This window comes from Streptococcus sp. S5 (genome assembly GCF_034134805.1).
GTDB lineage: Bacteria > Bacillota > Bacilli > Lactobacillales > Streptococcaceae > Streptococcus > Streptococcus lingualis.
The window spans coordinates 1,844,157-1,867,283 of record NZ_CP139419.1 but is presented as its reverse complement, the minus strand read 5'-3'; the positions used below and the strand labels follow the sequence as shown (position 1 = coordinate 1,867,283).

Annotated in this window: 26 protein-coding genes; 25 read left to right on the top strand and 1 reads right to left on the bottom strand. The window is 42.3% G+C overall.

Going from position 1 to position 23,127, the window contains the following annotated elements; genetic code table 11:
• Positions 1 to 145 precede the first annotated feature (145 nt).
• The 8 genes from SM123_RS09065 (at position 146) to SM123_RS09030 (ending at position 3,726) form a co-directional block, all read left to right on the top strand.
• Positions 146 to 760 carry a CadD family cadmium resistance transporter gene (locus SM123_RS09065; RefSeq protein ID WP_045759101.1) on the top strand — a complete coding sequence of 205 codons (615 nt, stop codon included), beginning with the start codon at positions 146 to 148 and terminating at the stop codon, positions 758 to 760.
• 11 nt (positions 761 to 771) lie between these two features.
• On the top strand, positions 772 to 1,110 hold the full coding sequence (gene cadX, locus SM123_RS09060; RefSeq protein WP_000711078.1) for a Cd(II)/Zn(II)-sensing metalloregulatory transcriptional regulator CadX: 339 nt from the start codon (positions 772 to 774) through the stop codon (positions 1,108 to 1,110).
• A 45-nt stretch (positions 1,111 to 1,155) separates the two neighbouring features.
• Positions 1,156 to 1,290 (top strand): hypothetical protein, encoded by a 135-nt coding sequence (locus SM123_RS09055; RefSeq protein ID WP_003004655.1) that lies wholly within the window; start codon positions 1,156 to 1,158, stop codon positions 1,288 to 1,290.
• Between the two features lie 69 nt (positions 1,291 to 1,359).
• Entirely contained in the window at positions 1,360 to 1,644 is a 285-nt protein-coding gene (locus SM123_RS09050) for a hypothetical protein (protein ID WP_014334291.1), read from the top strand.
• A gap of 613 nt (positions 1,645 to 2,257) precedes the next feature.
• Positions 2,258 to 2,467 carry a helix-turn-helix transcriptional regulator gene (locus SM123_RS09045; RefSeq protein ID WP_031576108.1) on the top strand — a complete coding sequence of 70 codons (210 nt, stop codon included), beginning with the start codon at positions 2,258 to 2,260 and terminating at the stop codon, positions 2,465 to 2,467.
• Positions 2,464 to 2,646 carry a hypothetical protein gene (locus SM123_RS09040; protein ID WP_049499707.1) on the top strand — a complete coding sequence of 61 codons (183 nt, stop codon included), beginning with the start codon at positions 2,464 to 2,466 and terminating at the stop codon, positions 2,644 to 2,646. Before SM123_RS09045 ends, SM123_RS09040 begins: the two co-directional genes overlap by 4 nt.
• A 13-nt stretch (positions 2,647 to 2,659) precedes the next feature.
• Positions 2,660 to 3,010, top strand: coding sequence for a PspC domain-containing protein (locus SM123_RS09035; protein WP_049523591.1), 351 nt, complete (start codon positions 2,660 to 2,662; stop codon positions 3,008 to 3,010).
• A gap of 14 nt (positions 3,011 to 3,024) precedes the next feature.
• Positions 3,025 to 3,726 carry a DUF3169 family protein gene (locus SM123_RS09030; protein WP_201037649.1) on the top strand — a complete coding sequence of 234 codons (702 nt, stop codon included), beginning with the start codon at positions 3,025 to 3,027 and terminating at the stop codon, positions 3,724 to 3,726.
• 284 nt (positions 3,727 to 4,010) lie between these two features.
• Here the strand turns inward: SM123_RS09030 and SM123_RS09025 are convergent, their stop codons facing one another.
• On the bottom strand, positions 4,011 to 4,214 hold the full coding sequence (locus SM123_RS09025; RefSeq protein WP_049471982.1) for a CsbD family protein: 204 nt from the start codon (positions 4,212 to 4,214) through the stop codon (positions 4,011 to 4,013).
• A gap of 323 nt (positions 4,215 to 4,537) precedes the next feature.
• Between SM123_RS09025 and SM123_RS09020 the strand changes: the two genes are divergently transcribed.
• From SM123_RS09020 to SM123_RS08940, 17 genes are all read left to right on the top strand, one after another.
• Entirely contained in the window at positions 4,538 to 5,128 is a 591-nt protein-coding gene (locus SM123_RS09020; protein WP_287311992.1) for a rhomboid family intramembrane serine protease, read from the top strand.
• 144 nt (positions 5,129 to 5,272) lie between these two features.
• Positions 5,273 to 6,394 carry a VanZ family protein gene (locus SM123_RS09015; RefSeq protein ID WP_320909461.1) on the top strand — a complete coding sequence of 374 codons (1,122 nt, stop codon included), beginning with the start codon at positions 5,273 to 5,275 and terminating at the stop codon, positions 6,392 to 6,394.
• Between the two features lie 284 nt (positions 6,395 to 6,678).
• Positions 6,679 to 6,945, top strand: coding sequence for an ACT domain-containing protein (locus SM123_RS09010; protein WP_003004214.1), 267 nt, complete (start codon positions 6,679 to 6,681; stop codon positions 6,943 to 6,945).
• A gap of 18 nt (positions 6,946 to 6,963) precedes the next feature.
• Positions 6,964 to 8,301, top strand: coding sequence for a PFL family protein (locus SM123_RS09005; RefSeq protein ID WP_320909460.1), 1,338 nt, complete (start codon positions 6,964 to 6,966; stop codon positions 8,299 to 8,301).
• 81 nt (positions 8,302 to 8,382) lie between these two features.
• A complete protein-coding gene (locus tag SM123_RS09000; RefSeq protein ID WP_049497630.1) occupies positions 8,383 to 9,072 on the top strand; it encodes a histidine phosphatase family protein in 690 nt (229 codons plus the stop codon).
• A 123-nt stretch (positions 9,073 to 9,195) separates the two neighbouring features.
• A complete protein-coding gene (locus SM123_RS08995; RefSeq protein ID WP_320909459.1) occupies positions 9,196 to 9,897 on the top strand; it encodes a histidine phosphatase family protein in 702 nt (233 codons plus the stop codon).
• Entirely contained in the window at positions 9,887 to 10,660 is a 774-nt protein-coding gene (locus tag SM123_RS08990; RefSeq protein ID WP_037607303.1) for a M15 family metallopeptidase, read from the top strand. Before SM123_RS08995 ends, SM123_RS08990 begins: the two co-directional genes overlap by 11 nt.
• Before the next feature lie 168 nt (positions 10,661 to 10,828).
• The gene (gene hrcA / locus SM123_RS08985) at positions 10,829 to 11,863 is read left to right on the top strand and encodes a heat-inducible transcriptional repressor HrcA (protein ID WP_150905325.1); all 1,035 of its coding nucleotides are present in this window, start codon (positions 10,829 to 10,831) and stop codon (positions 11,861 to 11,863) included.
• A 24-nt stretch (positions 11,864 to 11,887) separates the two neighbouring features.
• Positions 11,888 to 12,412 (top strand): nucleotide exchange factor GrpE, encoded by a 525-nt coding sequence (grpE, locus tag SM123_RS08980; protein ID WP_320910008.1) that lies wholly within the window; start codon positions 11,888 to 11,890, stop codon positions 12,410 to 12,412.
• Positions 12,413 to 12,565: 153 nt separating this feature from the next.
• Entirely contained in the window at positions 12,566 to 14,389 is a 1,824-nt protein-coding gene (gene dnaK, locus SM123_RS08975) for a molecular chaperone DnaK (RefSeq protein ID WP_320909458.1), read from the top strand.
• A 209-nt stretch (positions 14,390 to 14,598) separates the two neighbouring features.
• A complete protein-coding gene (locus tag SM123_RS08970; RefSeq protein WP_155128226.1) occupies positions 14,599 to 15,231 on the top strand; it encodes a DJ-1/PfpI family protein in 633 nt (210 codons plus the stop codon).
• A 216-nt stretch (positions 15,232 to 15,447) separates the two neighbouring features.
• Positions 15,448 to 16,581: a molecular chaperone DnaJ gene (gene dnaJ, locus SM123_RS08965; RefSeq protein WP_155128223.1), complete on the top strand. Its 1,134-nt coding sequence runs from the start codon at positions 15,448 to 15,450 to the stop codon at positions 16,579 to 16,581.
• A 161-nt stretch (positions 16,582 to 16,742) separates the two neighbouring features.
• Positions 16,743 to 20,282: a family 20 glycosylhydrolase gene (locus SM123_RS08960; RefSeq protein WP_320909457.1), complete on the top strand. Its 3,540-nt coding sequence runs from the start codon at positions 16,743 to 16,745 to the stop codon at positions 20,280 to 20,282.
• 289 nt (positions 20,283 to 20,571) lie between these two features.
• Entirely contained in the window at positions 20,572 to 21,318 is a 747-nt protein-coding gene (truA, locus tag SM123_RS08955; protein ID WP_049491364.1) for a tRNA pseudouridine(38-40) synthase TruA, read from the top strand.
• Entirely contained in the window at positions 21,311 to 22,072 is a 762-nt protein-coding gene (locus SM123_RS08950) for a bifunctional hydroxymethylpyrimidine kinase/phosphomethylpyrimidine kinase (RefSeq protein WP_320909456.1), read from the top strand. Before truA ends, SM123_RS08950 begins: the two co-directional genes overlap by 8 nt.
• Complete coding sequence (locus SM123_RS08945; RefSeq protein ID WP_003017988.1) at positions 22,062 to 22,532, top strand: ECF transporter S component; 471 nt, start codon at positions 22,062 to 22,064, stop codon at positions 22,530 to 22,532. The genes SM123_RS08950 and SM123_RS08945 overlap by 11 nt, the downstream gene beginning before the upstream one ends.
• A gap of 3 nt (positions 22,533 to 22,535) precedes the next feature.
• Positions 22,536 to 23,099 carry a TIGR01440 family protein gene (locus tag SM123_RS08940; protein ID WP_320909455.1) on the top strand — a complete coding sequence of 188 codons (564 nt, stop codon included), beginning with the start codon at positions 22,536 to 22,538 and terminating at the stop codon, positions 23,097 to 23,099.
• The last annotated feature ends 28 nt before the right edge of the window (positions 23,100 to 23,127 follow it).

Genomic DNA, 23,127 nt, shown 5'->3' with positions numbered 1-23,127 from the left:
GGACATACTTTAAGACTATATATTTCTGAAACTAGTTTCACAATACAAATATTGACATGCAATTATTAATTGGTGGATTTTAAGTTGACATCTACAAAGTTTAATGTTAAAATACATTCAAAAATATATTTGAATGAGGTGCTTTATGGTTCAAAATGTTGTTACTTCAATAATCCTGTATTCTGGGACAGCCGTAGACTTACTTATTATCCTAATGTTATTTTTTGCCAAAAGAAAAAGCAGAAAGGACATCATTAACATCTATTTAGGACAATTTCTAGGCTCTGTTAGTCTAATATTCCTAAGTTTGCTTTTTGCATTTGTCTTGAATTATATTCCTAGTAAAGAGATTTTAGGTTTACTCGGTTTGATTCCAATTTTCCTAGGCCTCAAAGTTTTGCTTTTAGGAGATTCTGATGGAGAAGCTATTGCAAAAGATGGTTTGCGAAAAGACAATAAAAACCTGATTTTTCTAGTCGCTATGATTACTTTTGCAAGTTGTGGCGCTGACAATATTGGTGTCTTTGTCCCATATTTTACCACCTTAAATTTAGCGAATTTGATAGTGACTTTACTTACTTTTCTAGTCATGATTTATCTCTTGGTTTTTTCTGCCCAAAAATTAGCACAAGTCCCTTCTGTTGGAGAAACTTTGGAAAAATATAGCAGATGGTTTATTGCCGTTGTCTATTTAGGATTGGGGATGTATATCCTGATTGAAAACAACAGCTTTGACATGCTATGGGCTGTGTTAGGCTAGGAGAAAAAATTATGAAAAAAGATAGTATCTGTCAAGTGGATGTTATTAATCAACAAAATGTTACAACCGCAACGAACTACCTTGAAAAGGAAAAAGTCCAAAAATCACTTCGCATTTTATCAAAATTTACCGATAATAAACAGATAAATATCATCTTTTATCTCCTTGCTGTTGAAGAACTCTGTGTCTGTGATATAGCCTGTTTACTAAATCTCAGTATGGCATCTGCCTCCCACCATCTTCGTAAACTAGCCAATCAAAACATCTTGGATACTAGAAGAGAGGGGAAAATTATATATTATTTTATAAAAGATGAGGAAATCAGAGATTTTTTTAATCAACTAGGATAACAACTATTTTTACTACTTTTCCATGATTATATATAGGACTTATCTATGAAATTTTTTGATGAAAATTACTCACAAGAAAGACCTGCTCGTAGCAAATGTTTAAGAAAAAAGTATAATTTAAAGCAAAGCGACCTAGGTAATGCAGGTCAAGTTAGCCAAGTTGAAAAGGGAGGAATTTGAAAGAATTTGTATCTTTTATTTTTTGTTTCATTTATGCCCTATGCTACTGGAATAGTTAGTAGTCATTTCATGAATCATACGGCACAGCTCTTTTATGGACTGATCGTTATTGTTTCAACGGTAGCAAACTGGTTTTTACATAAAGTAATTGATAAACCCAATATAGATCAGAAAGAATTACTTGAAGCTACCGCACAATATAGGAAGTTATTGATACCTGACCTAATAATTAAAGGAGTGGGATTGATTCTGTCCTTAATTCTCTATCCTCCGATTATGATGTATAGTGTTTTAATTGCGGCATTTTACATCATAACTTTAAAAACACTATCCGAAAAAAGAGTGAATAACTAAAAAACGGTGACCAAAGTTAGGTGTATTATTTTAATGCTTAGAGACCTAAACTATTCCCTATTTTAAAAATATTGATTCAGATTTTATGAAATTAAAAAGTAGATATTGTTCAGAAAATCCTTGATATTACGCTGTTTTTAGTCCAACTGAAATCCATACTTTCCAAACCAGGTCTTAAGAAAGCTCGTAAAGCATCACAATTCTCAAAACGTTAATCAACACGATACTATCAACGTTTACAGACATTCAAGAGTATTCTCTTGGATGTCTTTTTTGTTTCAAAAATACAAAGTTGACCCCGTTATTTTTTTGATTTCAAGTATCCATTTCATCTCTATTTAGAAAAATATCAAATCAATTCTTATTCAGGATAAGAGTTTTGACCTAAATCATTTACAAAATGACAAAAATAATGATATTTTTGATTATTATCATTGTCAAAAATAAAAAGATATGTTACAATGTGATCAAGTTAAAGAAATAAGACTTTGAACGGAGAAACTATGAGGATATCGGTAATAATATCTTATATAATAACAAAGGAGGAAAAATCAGATTCTACCATTTTTGGGATATCTAAGCCAAGTGGCTGAGTTTGATGACAATGGTAAATATGAAGCTAAAAAATCGTTTAAAAGAGCTTCGCGCTCGTGATGGTTTAAACCAAACCGAGCTTGCAAAGCTAGCAGGTATATCTAGGCAGACCATTAGTTTGCTAGAGCGTGATGAGTATACCCCCTCTATTATTATCGCCTTGAAAATCTCTCAGATATTTCATGAGCCAGTAGAGTCGGTATTTCGCTTAGAGGAGGAAGAATCATGAACAAATATAGAGTAATTTATTATCTTTGTATCATTGCCTTTATAGCAAATGTTTCGATGATGATCGGGACCTTGATGGGATGGTTTCACATTTTAGACAGTAATTATTTTTTCTGGAGTGGCTTGATTTTTAGTTTAGTATTTGAGCGGATAGAAAAGAAAGTAAAAGAAAGAGTATAAAAGGAGTAAGATTATGAAAGAGTTTTTGGCAGATTTTCAAGTAGATACCGAACATAAAGAAATTGCAGGGGTTTGTGCCGGTATCGCCCGTTATTTCAATGTAGACCCTCTGATGATTCGTGCATTAGCCGTTTTGCTTTTTCTATCTTCGATAGAAATTAGTCTTCTCACAGTGATAAGTTATGCTTTTTTAGCTGGCTGGATGGGAAATGAATCTCTTGAAGTAGTCATCAAAAAATCAGGGTACAAGATTCTATTTTTCTATCTAGTTTCCATTCTCCTGAATAGTTTTGGTGATCAAGTTTTAACGGCTACTTTTGGATTTGGGCATGCTCTGGTTCAAGGACTGCTAGGTTTATTTTAGAAAGAAGATAGAAAATGAAAAAGAAACATTTATTACTATTGTTAGGAAGTTTATTGTTGGGTGGTTTAATCGGAATGTTTGGTGCTACCTTTACGAATCTTCATTTAAACATTTCTCAAGAGCAAGTACAGTTTATTTTGACGACCATCTTTTTCTATCTGGGAATACTATCGACAATAGTAGCTCTCTATTTTATCATGAATAGTAGGAAAGTTTATGCTAGCTACCTAGCAGAAGAAGATGATGAATTAAACGAGCTAGCTTATATTAAGATGTATCGCTCTCTAGATTATGGGACAGTTGCTTACAATGTTTTGCAAGTTAGTATGCTTTTTAGCTTGCTTACAGTGTTGCCTAGCCACGATTTACCGATATCAGCTTTTCTCTTAGCAGTATTAACCATTCTTGTTGGAAGTTTCTGCATCAAAACAACGAGCAAAATTCGTAATTACCAACTCTCTATTTTAGCCACACCAAAAGAGGTATTAGATTATCTAGAAACCTATGACGAGGGAGAGAAACAAGCGGAAATGGTAGAGGCTTATTTAATCTTGTTCAAACTCAATCAGCTAATCTTACCATCTGTCTATATCATCTTGTTTGCCCTATCCATTATTCTTGGAGAAGTACAGTTAGTTGCTGCCCTTATAACTTCTGTCATCCATCTCTATATCAATATTGCACAATTAGGAAAAACAAAACGTTACTTTAAATAACAGGGGTTTCTATGAATCGTGTCGCAAATGTAGGTGACGATGTTGAAAGGAATGAATCAATCAAAATAAATCTCATTCCAAGATAGAGCTAAACACAAAATTCTAAAAAGTTTGTAAAGTAGCTTTAGTAAACGTTCTTTTAAAAGAATGCTAATCATTACAATGAGCACCCTTCGGGGTGTTTTTTCTACACCCAAACTAAATGAAAGATAAACAAAAACCCACCCTATCTTTCACAGTCAAACATGACTGTAGAAAATAGAGTGGGTCTAGGATGTTAAAGACTATTTGTCGTCTTTATGAAAGATATTTTTAACGCCCTTGATAGCTCCTTCAACAGCTTCTTTTGCATCTTCAGCAACTTCTTTTGCTTTTGAAGCAACTTTTTCAGCAGTGCCTTCAGCTTCTGTTTTTGTATCACCGGTTAATTTACCAAGGCCTTCTTTAACAGAACCTTTTGCTTGGTTCAATTTTTCTTCTAATGACATAGCGTCACCTCCATGAAGTTAGTAGTTTTTTCTCTGAATGCAATACTGTTGATTTAAAAAAATAAAAAATATTTGTCTCAGATTAGAATAAGTATATTCTTTTTAAAATGGAAAGTCAAATTTTTGCTACGGTATTCTGAAAGCAGGATCGACGTTTGATCTGATGGCAAATAGCGAGCGACTAATAAGTCACGATATTTCGTTTTTCCAGCAAAGATTTGAAACGAAAGAAGCAAAAACTTTTCTGTCTCCAATGAAATAAATGGTATAATGGTCGTGAATGGAGACATCGTAACGCTGTTTTTGAAAAAGAGAAGATAAATATGAAAAGAATCCTCACAACCTCCCCTGTTATCAGTACTTTAGCTCTAATCTGTTTGTTGCTTGCTCTATTAACTTCCTTTTATGGGGATGCTATGTATGACCTATTGGCTTTTCATTCGAAGCCGGTGTATGGTTGGCAATATGTCAGTGGGACCCTGATGCACGGTAGTAAAGGAGCCCCTATCTGGTTTTTATGGGTCCATTTGTTGTTAAATGGACTCATGATCCTTCCCTTCGGAGGACTGCTAGAAAGAAAAAGAGACTCCAGACAAGTCTTAATCGTTTTTGTGACGGCGACAGTCCTCTCTTCCATCGTTTTTCACTTTTTAACCCAGGAGCAGGACATTCAGGCAACAGGGATCTCTGCTGTAGGATACGCCTTTGTGACCGGAGGAGTCCTGCTCCTGCCAAAGATGTGGAAAGAATTTTCACTCACCGTAAAATGGTTTTATCTATTCTTAATTTTTCTATCTGGCCTCATGCTCTTACCAGTAATCACCGGATGGATCTCAACGCTATTACATCTTTCAGGGATTGTGAGTTATCTATTGGTCTTTATCGGAAGTAATATCTTGAAGGGGAGAAGCTAACTATTAAGACGGCTCCTCAGTAAGGTTTTCATCGTACTTCCTTGACTCTTCTTCTACCGGGCCGTATAATATTCTATATCAATGAAGAAATCACCTTTTGTCATTGTGCAAAGGGTGATTTTATAACGAAAAAAAGGAGACACAATGGGGTATATCTCTACTATTAAAGCGGCTGTTCAGCTCTTTCCTTTCCTGGCATTTTTGCTGACCTTGCCCTACATGATTTTGAATTATCGAAAATATGGTTCGGTCAATAAACTGCGGGTGCTGATTTTCTATTCTTTTATGCTTTACTTGATGACGGTCTATCTCTTGGTGATCTTGCCTCTGCCGGATCCAAGTAAGATTCATACTAACTACTCGGAAATGGTCAATCTCCATCCCTTTGCTTTTGTAGTGGATTTTTTCCAGGAGAGCCCCTTTGATTTAGCGCAGACTGGTACATGGATTCAAGCCCTTAAGCATCCAACTTTTTATGTGCCTGCCTTTAATGTTCTGATGTTGATTCCTTTTGGGATGTATCTACGCTATTATTTCAAGTGTGGTTTTAAGAAAACGATTCTCCTGACAGCCCTCTTTAGTCTCTTTTTGGAGCTGACCCAGTTATCAGGTCTCTACTTTCTATATCCGGGTCCTTACCGCCTAGCAGATGTCGATGATATTATTCAAAATACCACTGGTGGTGGAGTGGGTTATCTGCTTGGTTGGTTCCTGGTTTGGTTATTGCCGACACGAGACGAAATTGACGAACATTCTTTCCGAGTAGGAACCAGAGTATCTGGTTTCCGGACGGGTCTTGCCTTCTTGATCGACTTTGTGATGCTATCCTTGCTTTACGCGGTAATCGAGCGTTTAGAGACGATTCCTTATGTAGCGGTTTTGGCTGTTTATTTTGGTTTGATTCCCTTGTGGCGGGGCAAAACCTTGGGAATGGCTTTGTTGAAATTCCGCCTGCATTTTGACAAGCAAAAATGGCTTCGCACCATCTGGCGGGGAATTCTGGTAGTGGGCTATTTCTATCTGATTCCTCAAGGGTTGTTCTATTTGATTTCGCTCTTGAATAGCGATTTGACGGACAATTCCCTCTTAACCCTGTCCATGATTTTATTGCTCTTCTTTGTGGTTTTATTGTACCTGATTCTCACTCTTGCCATCGTCTTGCTCAATCGTCGCTTTCCCTTCGACCGTCTAGCTGGGACTGAGTATGAGAGTACGGTGCGCGTGAAGAAAGAGATCATAAAGGATGAAACTGAATCGTCAAAATAGAGAGAGTGGGACAGAAATCGGTAATTCGTTAGAATTCGATTTCGTCGTCTCACCTCCGCACAGTTGAGTAGGGCTGTAAAAGCTGATGAAATCAGCGTAGTAGAGCCCACTCAACCACTGCGTCTTGCTCGACAATCCAAAAACAATAAAGAGGCTAGGACTTTTGTCCCAGCCTCTTTATTTTTTTATACACGTTTAAAATATCCGAACGTTTCCAGTTGAGAAGGGCGGTTTTAAGGGGATTGTGCTACAATGGAAGCAAATAGATAGAATGGAGCAGTGAAATGAAAGCAATTATTACAGTCGTTGGAAAAGACCAAAAAGGAATCGTAGCGGGTGTTGCAACGAAAGTGGCAGAATTAGGACTCAATATCGATGATATCTCTCAAACCGTATTGGATGAATACTTTACCATGATGGCGGTTGTATCGTCAGATGAGAAAAAAGATTTCACACAGCTCCGTTCAGAGTTGGAAGAATTCGGTCAGTCTCTTCATGTAAAAATCAATATCCAAAGCGCAGCGATTTTTGATGCTATGCACAATTTGTAAGATAGGGGTTGAGAATTTATGGACATTAAACAGGTAACAGAAACCATTGCCATGATTGAGGAGCAGAACTTCGATGTTCGGACCATCACCATGGGAATTTCGCTTCTCGATTGTATTGATCCGGATATCGAAAAGGCGGCAGAAAAAGTCTACAATAAGATTGTGACAAAGGCCAAAGATTTGGTGGCTGTTGGGGATGAGATTGCGGCGGAACTCGGCATTCCTATTGTCAACAAGCGGGTTTCAGTCACTCCGATTTCTATTATCGGTGCAGCAACCAATGCGACAGATTATGTACCCTTTGCTAAGGCACTGGATCGTGCGGCCAAAGAAGTTGGGGTCAACTTTATCGGTGGCTTCTCAGCTCTGGTTCAAAAAGGCTACCAAAAAGGGGATGAAATCCTCATCAATTCCATTCCTCGTGCCCTTGCGGAGACAGATTTTGTCTGCTCTTCAGTCAATATCGGATCGACCAAGACAGGGATCAATATGACCGCTGTCCGAGATATGGGCCGTATCATTAAAGAAGCATCCCAAGCCGATCCGATGGGGCCTGGTAAGCTGGTAGTTTTTGCCAATGCGGTAGAAGATAATCCCTTTATGGCGGGTGCCTTCCACGGTGTTGGTGAAGCGGATGTTGTCATCAACGTTGGTGTTTCTGGTCCTGGTGTCGTCCAACGGGCGATTGAAAAAGTTCCAGGTGCAAGCTTTGACGTATTGGCTGAAACCGTCAAGAAGACAGCCTTCAAGATTACCCGTGCCGGCCAATTAGTTGGTCAAATGGCTAGTGAACGTCTCGGTGTGGAGTTTGGGATTGTAGACTTGTCTCTTGCGCCAACACCAGCTGTTGGGGATTCGGTTGCCCGTGTCCTTGAAGCCATGGGGCTTGAAGTAGTAGGAACTCATGGAACTACCGCAGCGCTGGCTCTACTCAATGACCAGGTGAAAAAAGGTGGCATCATGGCTTGTAACCAAGTCGGTGGTTTGTCAGGTGCCTTCATTCCGGTCTCAGAAGATGAAGGGATGATTGCGGCGGTCCAATCAGGTCATATCAACCTGGAAAAATTGGAAGCCATGACAGCTATCTGCTCCGTCGGTCTAGATATGATTGCCATCCCAGCTGATACTCCAGATACAACCATTGCGGCCATGATCGCCGATGAAGCGGCTATCGGAGTGATCAACCAAAAGACAACAGCTGTTCGGATCATTCCTTATGGAAAAGAAGGCGATATGTTAGAGCTCGGTGGACTTCTTGGGTCTGCTCCGGTGATGAAGGTCAACAAAGCTTCGTCAGCTGATTTCATTGCCCGTGGTGGTCAAATTCCAGCTCCGGTTCATAGCTTTAAAAACTAAGAGAAATCTAGTATAATAGTAGAAAATAGAAAAGTCTGTGATGATGAAACTCCAGACTTTTTTCTTGCAAAAGGAGACAAGATGGCTAAAACAAGATTATTTGTGATTCGTCATGGGAGAACCATGTTTAATACCATTGGCCGTGCTCAAGGCTGGTCCGATACGCCCTTGACAGCAGAAGGAGAACGAGGGATTCAGGCTCTGGGAATCGGCTTGCGTGAGTCTGGTTTGGAGTTTACTCGAGCTTATTCCAGTGATTCAGGCCGTGCCATTCAGACTATGGGGATCATTCTCGATGAATTGGGCTTGAAAGACCAGATTCCTTATCGCTTTGACAAACGGATCCGCGAGTGGTGTTTTGGAAGTTTTGATGGTGCCTATGGAGGGGAGCTCTTTCACGGTGTCGTGCCACGTGTGCTAGATGTAGAAGATTATAAGACCCTGACCTTGGAAGACTTGGCTAATGGCATCTGCCAAGTAGATACAGCGAATTGGGCTGAACCTTGGGAAGTTTTAAAAAGCCGAATCCTAGAAGGTTTTGAAGCCATCGCCAAAGAAGTAGAAGAAAATGGTGGAGGCAATGCCTTGGTGGTCAGCCATAGTTGGACCATTCAGACCTTAGTCTGCTTGGTCGAAGGAAAACCAAATCTCAATCTGCCTCTTTCAAATGGTAGTGTTACCCTTGTAGAATATGAAGATGGAAAATTGACGGTTAAGGGGATTGGAGATAGCAGTTACCGTGAGGTCGGTGAAAGCTTGCAAGAATCCTAGTCCATAATGAAAGGCTGACCCTTTGGTCATGGCCTTTTCTTTTTCTCAAAACTTGTAAGAGCTTTCCTACTTTCTTTTTGCAAAAAATGATATAATGAAAGAGATACATACGGAGGTAATACAATGACAAAAACCAGATTATATATTGCTCGTCATGGAAAAACCATGTTTAATACCATTGGGCGGGCACAGGGCTGGTCAGACACTCCGCTGACAGAAGCAGGAGAGCGTGGGATTCGAGAATTAGGACTTGGTCTCAAGGAAGCTGGGCTTTCTTTTGAAGAGGCTGTTTCGAGTGATTCTGGACGCACCATTCAAACCATGGGAATTATTCTTCAAGAACTCGGTCTGACAGGGAAAATCCCTTATCGTTATGACAAACGGATCCGCGAGTGGTGTTTTGGTAGTTTTGACGGTGCTTATGATGGCGATCTCTTCATGGGAGTTTTACCCCGTGTCTTTAAGGTCGATGATTTCCATCAGTTGAGCCTGATGGAGTTAGCAGAAGGGATCGTCGAAGTGGATACCACTGGTTGGGCTGAATCCTGGGGAACCTTGAGTAGTCGGATCAAAGAAGGTTTTGAAGCCATCGCAAAAGAGGTAGAAGCAGCTGGTGGTGGCAATGCTATTGTAGTCAGCCATGGCATGACCATTACGACCTTGATTTATCTCATCGATCCTAAGGCTGTCGAAGAATTAGTCTTGGACAACGGAAGCGTAACGGTTTTGTCTTATGAAGATAGCGCCTTTCATATTGAAAAGATTGGGGATCTATCTTATCGTAAGGTTGGAGCAAAACTCCTAGAGGATGGTCATGACGAATAAGTATAGACGCGCACGAAAAAAACGTAAGAAATGGTGGCCTTACCTATTGAGTTTCTTTCTTCTTGTGGTCCTTGGATCGGGAATTGGTGCTTACTTAGCGAAGCCAAGCTTGTTTTCAGGGCTTCAGTTTTGGAAGGCTAAAAAAACAGCTGTAACGACTCCCTCTTCTTCTAAGAAAAAGAAAGAAAAATCAGATTTACCAGCCGTTTCGACAAAAGACTGGCAGTTGATCTTGGTCAATCGTGATAATGTGAAGCCTGAGTTGAACCCACAATTGACAGATGTAGATGCTATCAAAGTGGATAGTCGGATTGTAGAACCAACTCGTCAATTTTTAGAAGCGGCTCGAAAAATTGCCCCAGAAGAAACCTTGATATCAGGCTATCGAAGTGTGGCCGAGCAAACAGAGCTCTATAATGAGCGTGTTGCGCAACTAGAGGCTAGCGGCCTTTCGCACGAAGAAGCTGAAAAGCAGGTGCAGACCCAGGTACAGGTCCCTGGTGCGAGTGAACACCAGACAGGACTTGCCATTGATATGAGTGTCGAAGCTGGCCAAAGTGATGAGTTGGGCATGCAGCTGGCTGCCATCGCACCGCAATATGGCTTTGTGCTTCGCTACCCAGATGGGAAGAGCAACATCACGGGTGTGAATTTTGAGAATTGGCATTTCCGTTATGTTGGCGTAGAAAATGCTCAGTATATGGCCAAGCATCAGCTAGTATTGGAAGAATATATTCAGCTATTGAAAAAAGCTGGCAAATAAGAGGAGATTTACTTCTCTAGGTCTTAAGAATGATTTTTAGCACTCTTGAAAAAAGAGTGCTAATTTTTTGGATTTTTCTCTTGACTTTCTTTTGGATGGGTGTATAATAGAATCATGGTTTAGCACTTGAGTGTTTAGAGTGCTAAAAAATGAAAGAGAGGTGAGGTCATGGTTACAGAACGTCAAAATGAGATTCTCAATCTTGTTGTCGATATCTTTACCAAGACCCACGAACCAGTCGGTTCAAAAGCGCTACAAGATGTCATTCAATCCAGTAGTGCGACCATTCGAAATGACATGGCTGCTCTCGAAAAGCAAGGCTTACTAGAAAAAGCCCACACTTCGAGTGGACGGCTGCCTAGCCGAGCTGGTTTCCAATATTTTGTTCAGAACTCGCTTGATCTAGAGCTGATTGATGAGCAAGATGTCTACCAGGTGGTGAAAGCCTTTGATTTCGAAGCCTTTAAGTTAGACGATATCTTGGATGCTACGGCCAAGTTACTAGCCCAGATGACGGGTTACACCGCAGTGATTCAGGATGTTGAACCGACACGTCAGCGCTTGACTGGTTTTGAAATTGTTCCATTATCCAATCACGATGCCTTAGCAGTTCTGACCTTGGATGAATCAAAGCCTGTCACCGTCCAGTTTGCCATTCCAAAGAATTTCTTAACCAGTGACTTGGAAATCTTCCATCAGCTGGTTCAAGAACGCTTCATTGGAAATACAGTTTTGGATATCCACTACCGCTTGCGGACGGAGATTCCACAGATTGTACAGCGCTATTTCAAGACGACAGACAATGTGCTGGATCTCTTTGATTACGTCTTCTCGCAACTGTTTCAAGAACTGGTCTTTGTAGAAGGAAAGGTTTCATCATTAACCTACGCCGATCTTCAGACCTATCAGTTCTTAGACAATCCCCAACATGTGGCCTTGGAGTTGCGAGGGGGAATGCCAGAAGACCAAATGACCCAGATCCTGGTTGCGGAATCCCAAGAGAAGGCCTTGAAAAATGTGACAGTGATTAGTCACAAGTTCTTAGTTCCTTATCGTGGGATGGCCCTCATGCATGTGATCGGTCCCGTAGAGATGGACTACAGGCGTGTGATAAGCCTGGTCAATGTTATCGGCCGAGTACTGGTCATGAAGTTGACGGATTACTACCGTTACCTCAATAGCAACCATTATGAAGTAAATTAAGACCAAATGAAAGGGGTGTATGCCTTGACAGAAGATATCAAAAAAGAAGACGTGAAAGAAGAGGAAGTTGCCCAAACAACTGAAGAAGTTGTAGAGGAAAGCAACCAACCTTCTGAGTTAGAAGAAGCACAAGCGCGTGCCGAAGAATTTGAAAACAAATACCTTCGTGCTCATGCAGAAATGCAAAATATTCAGCGCCGTGCTAATGAAGAACGTCAACAATTACAAAAATACCGTAGCCAAGATTTGGCAAAAGCGATCTTACCATCACTGGACAACCTCGAACGTGCCCTTGCCGTAGAAGGATTGACAGATGATGTGAAGAAGGGCTTAGAAATGGTCCAAGAAAGTTTGGTACATGCTCTGAAAGAAGAAGGAATTGAAGAAATTCCAGCGGACGGAGCCTTTGACCATAACTACCACATGGCCATCCAAACCTTGCCTGCAGATGACGAACATCCAGCAGACACCATCGCACAAGTCTTCCAAAAAGGCTACAAACTCCATGACCGCATCCTACGCCCAGCCATGGTAGTAGTGTTCAACTAGGCGAGAGAACTTAAAAAAACCTTGTCCGAAACGACACTAAACTATGAAAGAAAGATAAGAAGCAAGCCGGAGGCTTGCAAGGAAGATATTTCCCGCCACTTAAGGGAAAATATCAAAAAGAAAAAAAGAAGATAAATTTAAGGAGAAAAACATATGTCTAAAATTATCGGTATTGACTTAGGTACAACAAACTCAGCAGTGGCAGTTCTTGAAGGAACTGAATCAAAAATCATCGCAAACCCAGAAGGAAACCGCACGACTCCATCTGTTGTGTCATTCAAAAATGGTGAAATCATCGTTGGTGACGCTGCAAAACGTCAAGCAGTCACAAACCCAGATACAGTGATCTCTATCAAATCTAAGATGGGAACTTCTGAAAAAGTTTCTGCTAACGGCAAAGAATACACTCCACAAGAAATCTCAGCTATGATTCTTCAATACTTGAAAGGTTACGCTGAAGATTATCTTGGTGAAAAAGTAACCAAAGCAGTTATCACAGTTCCAGCTTACTTCAACGATGCTCAACGTCAAGCAACGAAAGACGCTGGTAAAATCGCTGGTCTTGAAGTAGAACGTATTGTCAACGAACCAACTGCAGCAGCCCTTGCTTATGGTTTGGATAAGACTGATAAAGAAGAAAAAATCTTGGTATTCGACCTTGGTGGTGGTACATTCGACGTATCTATCCTCGAACTCGGTGATGGTGTCTTCGATGTATTGGCAACTGCAGGGGATAACAAACTAGGTGGTGACGACTTTGACCAAAAAATCATCGACCACATGGTTGAAGAATTCAAGAAAGAAAATGGTATCGACTTGTCAACAGACAAGATGGCCCTTCAACGTTTGAAAGATGCAGCTGAAAAAGCGAAGAAAGACCTTTCTGGTGTCACTTCAACTCAAATCAGCTTGCCATTCATCACTGCAGGAGCTGCTGGACCTCTTCACTTAGAAATGACCTTGACTCGTGCGAAATTCGACGATTTGACTCGTGACCTTGTAGAACGTACGAAAACTCCAGTTCGTCAAGCCCTTTCAGATGCAGGTTTGAGCTTGTCAGATATCGACGAAGTCATCCTTGTCGGTGGTTCAACTCGTATTCCTGCCGTTGTAGAAGCTGTTAAAGCTGAAACTGGTAAAGAACCAAACAAATCAGTGAACCCTGACGAAGTTGTGGCTATGGGTGCTGCGATCCAAGGTGGTGTGATCACTGGTGATGTGAAAGACGTTGTCCTTCTTGACGTAACGCCATTGTCACTTGGTATCGAAACAATGGGTGGAGTCTTCACAAAACTCATCGACCGCAACACTACAATTCCAACTTCTAAATCACAAGTCTTCTCAACTGCAGCAGACAACCAACCAGCCGTTGATATTCACGTTCTTCAAGGGGAACGCCCAATGGCAGCGGATAACAAGACTCTTGGACGCTTCCAATTGACTGATATCCCAGCTGCACCTCGTGGTATCCCACAAATCGAAGTAACATTCGACATCGACAAGAACGGTATCGTATCTGTTAAGGCGAAAGACCTTGGAACTCAAAAAGAACAAACGATTGTTATCCAATCAAACTCAGGTTTGACAGACGAAGAAATCGATCGCATGATGAAAGACGCAGAAGCAAACGCTGAAGCAGATAAGAAACGTAAAGAAGAAGTTGACCTTCGTAACGAAGTAGACCAAGCTATCTTTGCGACTGAAAAGACAATCAAAGAAACTGAAGGCAAAGGCTTCGATGCAGAACGTGATGCTGCACAAGCTGCCCTTGATGATCTTAAGAAAGCTCAAGAAGACAACAACTTGGACGAAATGAAAGCAAAACTTGAAGCCTTGAACGAAAAAGCTCAAGGACTTGCGGTTAAACTCTACGAACAAGCTGCAGCAGCCCAACAAGCTCAAGCAGGAGCAGAAGGCGCACAAGCAACAGGAAACGCAGGCGATGACGTCGTAGACGGAGAGTTTACGGAAAAGTAAAACAATCCAGTGGATTGTTTTAGCGGAACCTCTTGAAATAAAGAAAGGTTCCGAGATTTTAGGATTCCTTTAATCCGAAACTCAATTCAGCCTTACTAGTTCTAGAAACAAAGTATAATCGACTTTGTTTTAGAACGTCGTAATGATAAAAAGAAATCCAGAGGTTGCAACCCAGCCTCTGTTTTTCGGTAAAATAGAGGATGTTGCCTATGAAAAAAGTACTTTGTATCATTTATCCTAATTTTTCTCTTTATGAGATAACCGCTTTAACGAGTACTTTAGCTCTGTCTTTTGACGTCACGATTGATTATGCCGCTTCAGATCATTCGATGGTGGTCTCTGAGGATGGCTTGCCCTGTCAACCAACGAAAACACTAGATCAAATCCGTATAGAAGAGTATTCTTGCGTGATTTTGCCAGGAATGGTCAATATAGGACCTGCCCTACAGGATGAGAAATTGATTTCGTTCTTGAGGGATCTTGGTGAGCAAGATATCCTCATTGCAGCCATTTCTTCAGCGCCTCTTTTATTAGCGAAAGCAGGTCTGTTGAAGGACACGAAATTTACAGGTGGAATTTGGCAAAACTTCTTTGACTATTTTGAATTTCTTCCATGTGAAAATTTCCAACCGAAAGTTCTTGTGCAAGATAAACAGATCATTACGGCTATCGGTTTTGCCCATCAAGAGTTTGCAAGAAAAGTGATTCTAAGCTTAGGCTTGGCAGCTAATACAGACAACTATTTTAAAGAACAGAACGAGTATGCTGAAGAGGATTTGATATTTACTTTATCGGACAAAGAGTTTGATCAAGTGAAGCGAAGTATAGAAAATGCCCTCTAAAAATTTATATGAAAATTATAGAAAGGAACAAAGAGTGTTCGTAACTGAACACGTGTTCCATAAATTCTTACTCAAAATGAAAGAAAGGAACAAAGAGTGTTCAGGAAATTGAACTCGAGCGGAAAGCTTGGAAATTAGATAAACCGCCTAAGAAATCAGGATTTCTTGTCGGTTTCCTAAATTTCAGTCGCTTTCTGTTCGCTCTTAGTATCTTGTATGAACAATACTGAATTTTATGACCGTTTGGGCGTTTCAAAGAATGCATCTCAGGATGAGATCAAGAAAGCCTATCGGAAATTATCTAAAAAATATCACCCAGATATCAACAAGGATCCTGGTGCTGAGGAAAAGTACAAGGAAGTTCAAGAAGCTTATGAGACTTTGAGTGACGAGCAAAAACGGGATGCTTATGACCAATATGGTGCTGCAGGTGCCAATGGTGGCTTCGGTGGCGGAGCAGGTGGTTTTGGTGGCTTTGATGGTGCTGGTTTTGGTGGCTTTGAAGATATCTTCTCTAGCTTCTTTGGTGGCGGTGCAAGTCGTAATCCAAATGCGCCTCGTCAAGGGGATGACCTCCAATACCGCGTTAATCTCAAGTTTGAAGAAGCGATTTTTGGTGCGGAAAAAGAAGTTAAGTACCATCGGGAAGCTAGCTGTCATACCTGTCACGGTTCAGGGGCTAAGCCAGGTACGAGTCCGGTAACCTGTGGACGCTGTCATGGTTCCGGGGTTATCAATGTAGATACGCAAACTCCTCTTGGAATGATGCGCCGTCAAGTGACCTGTGATGTCTGTCATGGCCGTGGTCAAGAAATCAAAGATCCATGTACGACTTGTCGTGGAACAGGTCATGAAAAACAAGCCCATAGCGTGAACGTCAAGATTCCTGCAGGAGTTGAAACAGGTCAACAAATCCGCTTAGCGGGTCAAGGAGAAGCTGGCTTTAACGGTGGACCTTATGGAGACTTGTATGTGGTTGTCAACGTGGAGCCGAGTGATCGCTTCGAACGAGATGGCTCAACCATCTACTACAAGCTAGATTTGAATATTGTCCAAGCAGCTCTTGGAGATACGGTTCATGTGCCTACAGTTCATGGCGATGTTGATTTGGTGATTCCTGAAGGAACCCAAACCGGTAAAAAATTCCGTCTTCGCGGAAAAGGTGCTCCAAGCTTACGTGGTGGTGCCATGGGAGATCAATATGTGTCTGTCAATGTTGTCACCCCAACTGGTTTAAATGACAAGCAAAAAGAAGCCCTTCAAGCCTTTGCGGAAGCAAGTGATTTGAAGGTTAACCCAAAGAAAAAAGGGTTCTTTGACAAGGTCAAAGATGCTTTAGATGACTTATAAGAATAAACGAGTTTCCTTTTGACTAAGGAGCTCGTTTTATTTTGGATCGATTCCAAGAACTTCCTCTCCTAATTAAAGAATAATTTGGAGCCTCATTGAATTTATTAAGATATCGTGGTAAATTTAAGAAAACGATTACAAAGACAATTTAGGAGGTCCTGATGAAATCACATCAACCACGTTATGCGATTCGCAAGTATGCAGTAGGAGCTGCTTCGGTGCTCATAGGATTTTTTGCTGGTGCGAATGTTGTAGCAGCTGATACGCCAACGACTACAGACAGTCCTTCAACGACAGTTCCGACTCAGCCAAGCGAGGGTGAGTCAACGATTTCCCTTAATGAGGAAGCTTCTCAGCCAACAGTAGAAAAACCAACGGCTCCTGCCCCAATCGTCGATCAAAGTCAACCGGCACTGCCTGATCGTGAATTGCGGGTATCAGATCTTAACCGTTTGATTCGCGAAGAAGCGAGCTCTGTCGCAGAGTCGGATGTGGCAGCTCAACCAGCGACAGCAGCGACGGAAACGCCTGCTAAAGATCCTGACCAAGAAGAAAAATTAGCCAAGAAAAAGATTGTTTCGATCGATGCTGGTCGCAAGTACTTCTCGCCAGACCAAATCAAGGAAATCATTGATGAAGCAAGTAAGACGGGCTATACAGACTTGCATCTTCTGGTTGGAAATGACGGCTTGCGCTTTGTGCTGGATGATATGTCTTTGAAAGTGGGAGATACTTCTTATTCTAGCCAAGCCGTGACGGATGCAGTTGAAAAAGGGACGAAGGCTTATTACGATGATCCGAACGGGACAGCCTTGACCCAGGCTCAAATGGATGATATTTTGGCCTACGCCAAATCGAAGAAAGTAGGCGTCATCCCAACCATTAATAGTCCAGGTCACATGGATGCGATTCTGACAGCCATGGAACAATTGGGCATCGAAAACCCTCACTTTAATTATTTTGGTACAAAGAAATCAGCTCGGACCGTTGATTTGGACAACCAAAAAGCCTTAGACTTCACCAAGGCTTTGGTAGACAAGTATGCGGCTTATTTCAGCGGCAAGGCAGACATTTTCAATATTGGTTTGGATGAATATGCCAACGATGCCACAGATGCCCATGGTTGGCAGGTTCTCCAAGCAAGCAAGCATTGGCCAGGTGAAGGCTATCCAGAAAAAGGCTATGAAAAATTCATCCAGTATGCTAATGATCTAGCAGCTATTGTGAAAAAACACAAGATGAAACCAATGGCCTTCAATGATGGAATCTACTACAATGGCGATACTTCCTATGGTACTTTTGACAAGGATATCATTGTCTCCTACTGGACAGGTGGATGGAACGGCTATGATGTCGCTTCTTCAAAACTCTTGTCTGAACTAGGTCATCAGATTCTTAATACCAATGATGCATGGTATTATGTGCTTGGACGGGACAAGGCTGGATCTGGTTGGTACAACCTCGATCAAGGTCTCGAAGGAATTTCCAAGTCAGCGATTGATGTGGTTCAAAAAAATGATGGGGCTAAGGTGCCCTTCATCGGTGGGATGGTAGCTGCCTGGGCAGATACGCCATCTGCAACCTACAAAAAAGAACTTCTCTTTAAGCTCATGCATGCCTTCGCGGACAAGAATGCGGACTACTTTGTAGCAGATCCTGAAGTCGTTGAAAAAGCTCTTTCGGAAGCTCCAACTGATTTGGACCACTATACAAAGGAATCTCTAGTAGCCTTTACGGCAGCTAAAAAAGCTTTAGAAGGGGCAGGAGCAGACACGACTCGAGCAGAGGCCAAAACTTTGATCGATCATCTCAAAGCAGCTCAAGATGCTTTGGTGTATACAGAAAGCTACGCGAAAGAAGTTGCTGCAAAAGAAGCAGCAGAAAAACTCGCCATGAAGAAGGTCATCTCGATCGATGCGGGCCGCAAATACTTCTCACTGGATCAGTTGAAACGGATCGTCGACAAGGCCAGTGAGCTGGGTTATTCTGACTTGCACCTCCTGGTCGGAAACGATGGTATGCGCTTCGTGCTCGATGATATGACGGTGGAAGCCAATGGAAAAACTTATGCTAGTGATGATGTGAAAAAGGCCATTTTAGAAGGCACCAAGGCCTATTACGATGATCCAAATGGTCAAGCATTGACCCAAGCGGAAATGGATGAACTCCATGCTTATGCGACTGCGAAAGGAATCGGCTTGATTGCGGCAGTCAATAGTCCTGGACACATGGATGCTTTGTTGGTGGCCATGGAAAAATTGGGCATTGAAAATCCACAAGCCAGCTTTGATACGGTTTCAAAAACAACCATGGATTTGACCAATGAAGCAGCAGTCAACTTTACCAAAGCCTTGATTGGCAAGTACATGGACTACTTCAAAGACAAGTCTAAGATCTTTAACTATGGAACAGATGAATATGCCAATGACGCTACCAGTGCGCAAGGTTGGTACTACCTCAAGTGGTATGACCTCTATGGTAAATTTGCGGAGTATTCCAATAGTCTTGCAGCCATGGCGCGTGAAAAAGGCTTGCAGCCAATGGCCTTTAACGATGGCTTCTATTATGGAGATGAAGATGATGTCGCCTTTGACAAGGACGTCTTGATTTCATACTGGTCTAAAGGATGGTGGGGATATAACCTCGCATCTCCACAGTATTTGGCAGATAAGGGGTATAAATTCCTTAATACCAACGGAGACTGGTACTATGTTTTGGGAAGAACACCTGAAACGGGTGGTGGTTATATTGAAAAAGCGATTGCCAATGCAGCTGCTACTCCATTTAGACAACTCCCAAGTACAACATATCCTGAAACATCTTTGCCGATGGTCGGTAGCATGGTAGCTGTTTGGTGTGATACCCCAAGTGAAGAATACATCGAAAAAAATGTCTTTGATCTCATGGAAGCTTTTGCCAACCACAACAAGGACTATTTCAAGGCGGACTTCACTACTCTTAGAAAAGCAGTTGCTACGGTGCCAACAGATCTAGCCATTTACACACCAGAATCGCGCGCAGCACTTGCGAAAGTCTTAGATAGCTTGAATTGGAATGTGAGCCGTGCTCATCAAGATCAGGTGGATCAAGAAGTGGCTGCTCTGACTAAAGCCCTTGCGGGGCTCAAGCCAATCACGCAAGTAGGTAGCTTGGCTGAAAATGACGTCAAAGCCCTAGTGGAAGACAAACCAAGTCTTGAAATCGTAGAAAAAGAACTTGATTTTGACCTTGTGGAAAGGACCAATCCAGATCTCGCTAAAGGAGAACGCAGAGTGATCCAGGCTGGGGTTAAAGGGCAAGGTCTTGAGTATGTAGAGGTTTCGGCGCTTGATCAAAGTCGAAAAGTGATCGCTACAGAAGTTGCAACAGAGCCGGTTGCAGAAATTGTTGAAGTCGGTACCAAAGAAGTCGTGATCCCAACAAGCCCTTCCGTAGAAGCACCAGTGAAACCAGATGTGCTTGTAAACAAAGTGGTTCCAGAACCTTCAACGCCTCAAGTGATCTCGAAGGATCAACCAGTAGCACCAGCAAATACCCCAACGCCAATTCCAGTAGCTGTGGAAAAAGAGGTTCGTTCAGAAACAGGAAACTCTAACAAGCAACTCCCAGAAACAGGAGTGGAATCTGCTCTTGGGCTCGCTTTACTAGGAGCGATCTTAGGAGCGGCAGGAATGGACTTGAAAAATAAAAAAAGAGACTGAGACCTAGTAGATTTGTAACAGGTCGAAGTTAGGAGAGTGGGACAGAAATCGGTAATTCGTTAGAATTCGATTTCGTCGTCCCACCTCCGCACAGTTGAGTAGGGCTGTAAAAGCTGATGAAATCAGCGTAGTAGAGCCCGCTCAACCACTGCGTCTTGCTCGACAATCCAAAAATAATTGAGAGGCTAGGACTTTTGTCCCAGCCTCTTTTTGTGCTTGCAAAACTGTACCCGGACAGTTTGGTTTTTTCACTCTTGTAACCCCTTCTATATCTTGCTAAAATAGAACCATGACACGATACAAAGCAACCATTTCATATGACGGGACCTTGTTTGCAGGGTTTCAACGCCAACCGCATGCCCGTAGTGTGCAGGAAGAAATCGAAAAGACCTTGACGCGTCTCAATCAAGGAACCCCTGTTACCGTTCATGGAGCGGGGCGAACGGATTCAGGTGTCCATGCTCTTGGGCAGGTGATTCATTTTGATCTCCCCCAAGCGCGGGACGAGGAAAAGCTCCGCTTTGCCCTCGATACCCAAACCCCAGAGGATATTGATTTCATCCGAGTAGAGCAAGTAGCAGATGACTTTCACTCACGCTATAAGAAGCACAGCAAAACCTATGAATTTATCGTGGATTATGGTCGTCCCAAGAACCCCATGATGCGCCACTATGCCACCCACTATCCTTATCCTTTGGATGTGGAAAAGATGCAAGTAGCCATCCAAAAGTTGGAGGGAACCCATGATTTCACCGGTTTCACCGCTTCGGGAACCAGTGTGGAAGATAAGGTTCGTACGATTACAGAGGCTCGCTTGGTTGAGGATGCAGAACATCATCGCCTTGTCTTTACCTTTTCGGGCAATGGTTTTCTCTATAAGCAAATCCGCAATATGGTGGGAACTTTGTTGAAGATCGGAAATGATCGGATGCCGATCGAGCAGATCGATCTAATTTTAGAAAAGAAGGACCGCAATCTTGCAGGTCCTACAGCAGCGCCAAATGGCTTATATTTAAAGGAGATCCGTTATGAGTAATGAATTGATTCTAGCTATTTCAGGAAATGATATTTTTAGTGGAGGAGGTCTTCATGCAGACCTTGCAACCTATACAACCAACAAACAGCATGGTTTTGTAGCGGTGACTTGTTTGACCGCTATGACGGAGAACGGTTTTGAAGTGATTCCGGTGGATCCGACGACCTTTGCTCAACAGCTCAACTCTCTCAAGGATGTTCCTTTTTCTGCTATTAAACTCGGTCTTTTGCCAGATGTTGAAGTGGCAGACTTGGCCTTGGACTATGTCAAAGCCCATGCGGAGATCCCAGTGGTACTAGATCCTGTCTTGGTCTGCAAGGAAAGCCATGATGTGGAAGTTTCAGCTCTTCGAGACGAATTGATCAAGTTCTTCCCTTATGTGACTATCATTACGCCAAACTTACCAGAAGCTGAGATCTTGACCCAAAGCAAGATTCAATCGCTCGACGATATGAAGGAGGCAGCGCGCAAGCTCCACGAATTAGGAGCAACGAATGTCGTGGTCAAAGGAGGCAATCGTCTCAATAAAGAAAAGGCCATCGATGTCTTTTATGATGGGACGGACTTCACCATCATTGAAGAGCCGGTCTTAGAAAAGAACAATACAGGAGCAGGTTGTACCTTTGCGTCTAGCATTTCCAGCCAGTTGGTGAAAGGGAAATCTCCACTTGAAGCTGTTAAAGCCTCTAAAGACTTTGTTTTCCAAGCGATTCAACATTCAGACCAGTATGGAGTAGTACAATATGACATCTAATCGAACTCAACTCATTGCCCGCCTCTCTATTTTGACAGCCTTGACAGTTGTACTTGGCTACTATACCAAACTTCCAACTCCTACAGGGATCGTCACCCTGCTAGATCTTGGTGCCTATTTCACAGCCTTCTATTTTGGACGCAAGGAAGGTGCGATTGTCGGTGGTGTCGGAGCCTTCCTACTCGACCTCATTTCAGGCTATCCTCAGTGGATGTTCTTTAGTCTCCTCTTTCACGGGGGACAAGGCTATTTCGCTGGCTTCAAGGGCAAAGCTCGTTACCTAGGCTTGCTTCTTGCGACAGTTGTGATGGTAGGCGGTTACGCACTAGCTTCTGCCCTCTTTTTAGGCAATGGTTGGGGTGCTGCTATCTCGGATATTCCGAATAACCTCGCTCAGAATTTTGTTGGAATGGCTTTAGGCTATGTGGTCTATTATGCATTTCAAAAGAAAGGAAGCTAATTCATGGATCTGGAGCAACTGAAGAAGGATACAAAAGAAATCCTGGTAGATGTCTTGGAAAAAAGCCGTCTCCACCAAGGACAGATTCTAGTCCTCGGGATGTCTTCCAGTGAGGTTGCAGGAGGGCAAATTGGAAAGGCCTCCAACATCGACATTGCCGAAGCTATTGTCCAGACCTTGTTAGATGAGTTGAATCCAAGAGGGATTTATCTGGCGGTACAAGGATGTGAGCATCTCAATCGCGCCTTGGTGGTTGAAAGAGAATTGGCAGATAAAAAGGACCTAGAAATCGTCAATGTCCTTCCGAGTCTCCATGCAGGAGGGGCTGGACAACTCGCAGCTTTCAAGTATTTTAAGGATCCTGTTGAGGTGGAATTTATCACAGCCCAAGCCGGGTTAGACATCGGAGATACCTCAGTAGGGATGCATGTCAAACACGTGCAAGTTCCAATTCGCCCTATCTTGCGTGAACTAGGTGGAGCCCATGTCACAGCGCTCGCCAGTCGGCCAAAATTGATCGGTGGCGCCCGTGCTCTCTACCTCGATGATCCCATCCGAAAATCATAATCAGAACTAGCTTTTAAGGGCTAGTTTT

Coding starts and splice junctions, on each gene's coding strand:
- SM123_RS09065 (WP_045759101.1), top strand. CDS start 146: ATGGTTCAAAATGTTGTTACTTCAATAATCCTGTATTCTGGGACAGCC.
- cadX (WP_000711078.1), top strand. CDS start 772: ATGAAAAAAGATAGTATCTGTCAAGTGGATGTTATTAATCAACAAAAT.
- SM123_RS09055 (WP_003004655.1), top strand. CDS start 1,156: ATGAAATTTTTTGATGAAAATTACTCACAAGAAAGACCTGCTCGTAGC.
- SM123_RS09050 (WP_014334291.1), top strand. CDS start 1,360: ATGAATCATACGGCACAGCTCTTTTATGGACTGATCGTTATTGTTTCA.
- SM123_RS09045 (WP_031576108.1), top strand. CDS start 2,258: ATGAAGCTAAAAAATCGTTTAAAAGAGCTTCGCGCTCGTGATGGTTTA.
- SM123_RS09040 (WP_049499707.1), top strand. CDS start 2,464: ATGAACAAATATAGAGTAATTTATTATCTTTGTATCATTGCCTTTATA.
- SM123_RS09035 (WP_049523591.1), top strand. CDS start 2,660: ATGAAAGAGTTTTTGGCAGATTTTCAAGTAGATACCGAACATAAAGAA.
- SM123_RS09030 (WP_201037649.1), top strand. CDS start 3,025: ATGAAAAAGAAACATTTATTACTATTGTTAGGAAGTTTATTGTTGGGT.
- SM123_RS09025 (WP_049471982.1), bottom strand. CDS start 4,214: ATGTCATTAGAAGAAAAATTGAACCAAGCAAAAGGTTCTGTTAAAGAA.
- SM123_RS09020 (WP_287311992.1), top strand. CDS start 4,538: ATGAAAAGAATCCTCACAACCTCCCCTGTTATCAGTACTTTAGCTCTA.
- SM123_RS09015 (WP_320909461.1), top strand. CDS start 5,273: ATGGGGTATATCTCTACTATTAAAGCGGCTGTTCAGCTCTTTCCTTTC.
- SM123_RS09010 (WP_003004214.1), top strand. CDS start 6,679: ATGAAAGCAATTATTACAGTCGTTGGAAAAGACCAAAAAGGAATCGTA.
- SM123_RS09005 (WP_320909460.1), top strand. CDS start 6,964: ATGGACATTAAACAGGTAACAGAAACCATTGCCATGATTGAGGAGCAG.
- SM123_RS09000 (WP_049497630.1), top strand. CDS start 8,383: ATGGCTAAAACAAGATTATTTGTGATTCGTCATGGGAGAACCATGTTT.
- SM123_RS08995 (WP_320909459.1), top strand. CDS start 9,196: ATGACAAAAACCAGATTATATATTGCTCGTCATGGAAAAACCATGTTT.
- SM123_RS08990 (WP_037607303.1), top strand. CDS start 9,887: ATGACGAATAAGTATAGACGCGCACGAAAAAAACGTAAGAAATGGTGG.
- hrcA (WP_150905325.1), top strand. CDS start 10,829: ATGGTTACAGAACGTCAAAATGAGATTCTCAATCTTGTTGTCGATATC.
- dnaK (WP_320909458.1), top strand. CDS start 12,566: ATGTCTAAAATTATCGGTATTGACTTAGGTACAACAAACTCAGCAGTG.
- SM123_RS08970 (WP_155128226.1), top strand. CDS start 14,599: ATGAAAAAAGTACTTTGTATCATTTATCCTAATTTTTCTCTTTATGAG.
- dnaJ (WP_155128223.1), top strand. CDS start 15,448: ATGAACAATACTGAATTTTATGACCGTTTGGGCGTTTCAAAGAATGCA.
- SM123_RS08960 (WP_320909457.1), top strand. CDS start 16,743: ATGAAATCACATCAACCACGTTATGCGATTCGCAAGTATGCAGTAGGA.
- truA (WP_049491364.1), top strand. CDS start 20,572: ATGACACGATACAAAGCAACCATTTCATATGACGGGACCTTGTTTGCA.
- SM123_RS08950 (WP_320909456.1), top strand. CDS start 21,311: ATGAGTAATGAATTGATTCTAGCTATTTCAGGAAATGATATTTTTAGT.
- SM123_RS08945 (WP_003017988.1), top strand. CDS start 22,062: ATGACATCTAATCGAACTCAACTCATTGCCCGCCTCTCTATTTTGACA.
- SM123_RS08940 (WP_320909455.1), top strand. CDS start 22,536: ATGGATCTGGAGCAACTGAAGAAGGATACAAAAGAAATCCTGGTAGAT.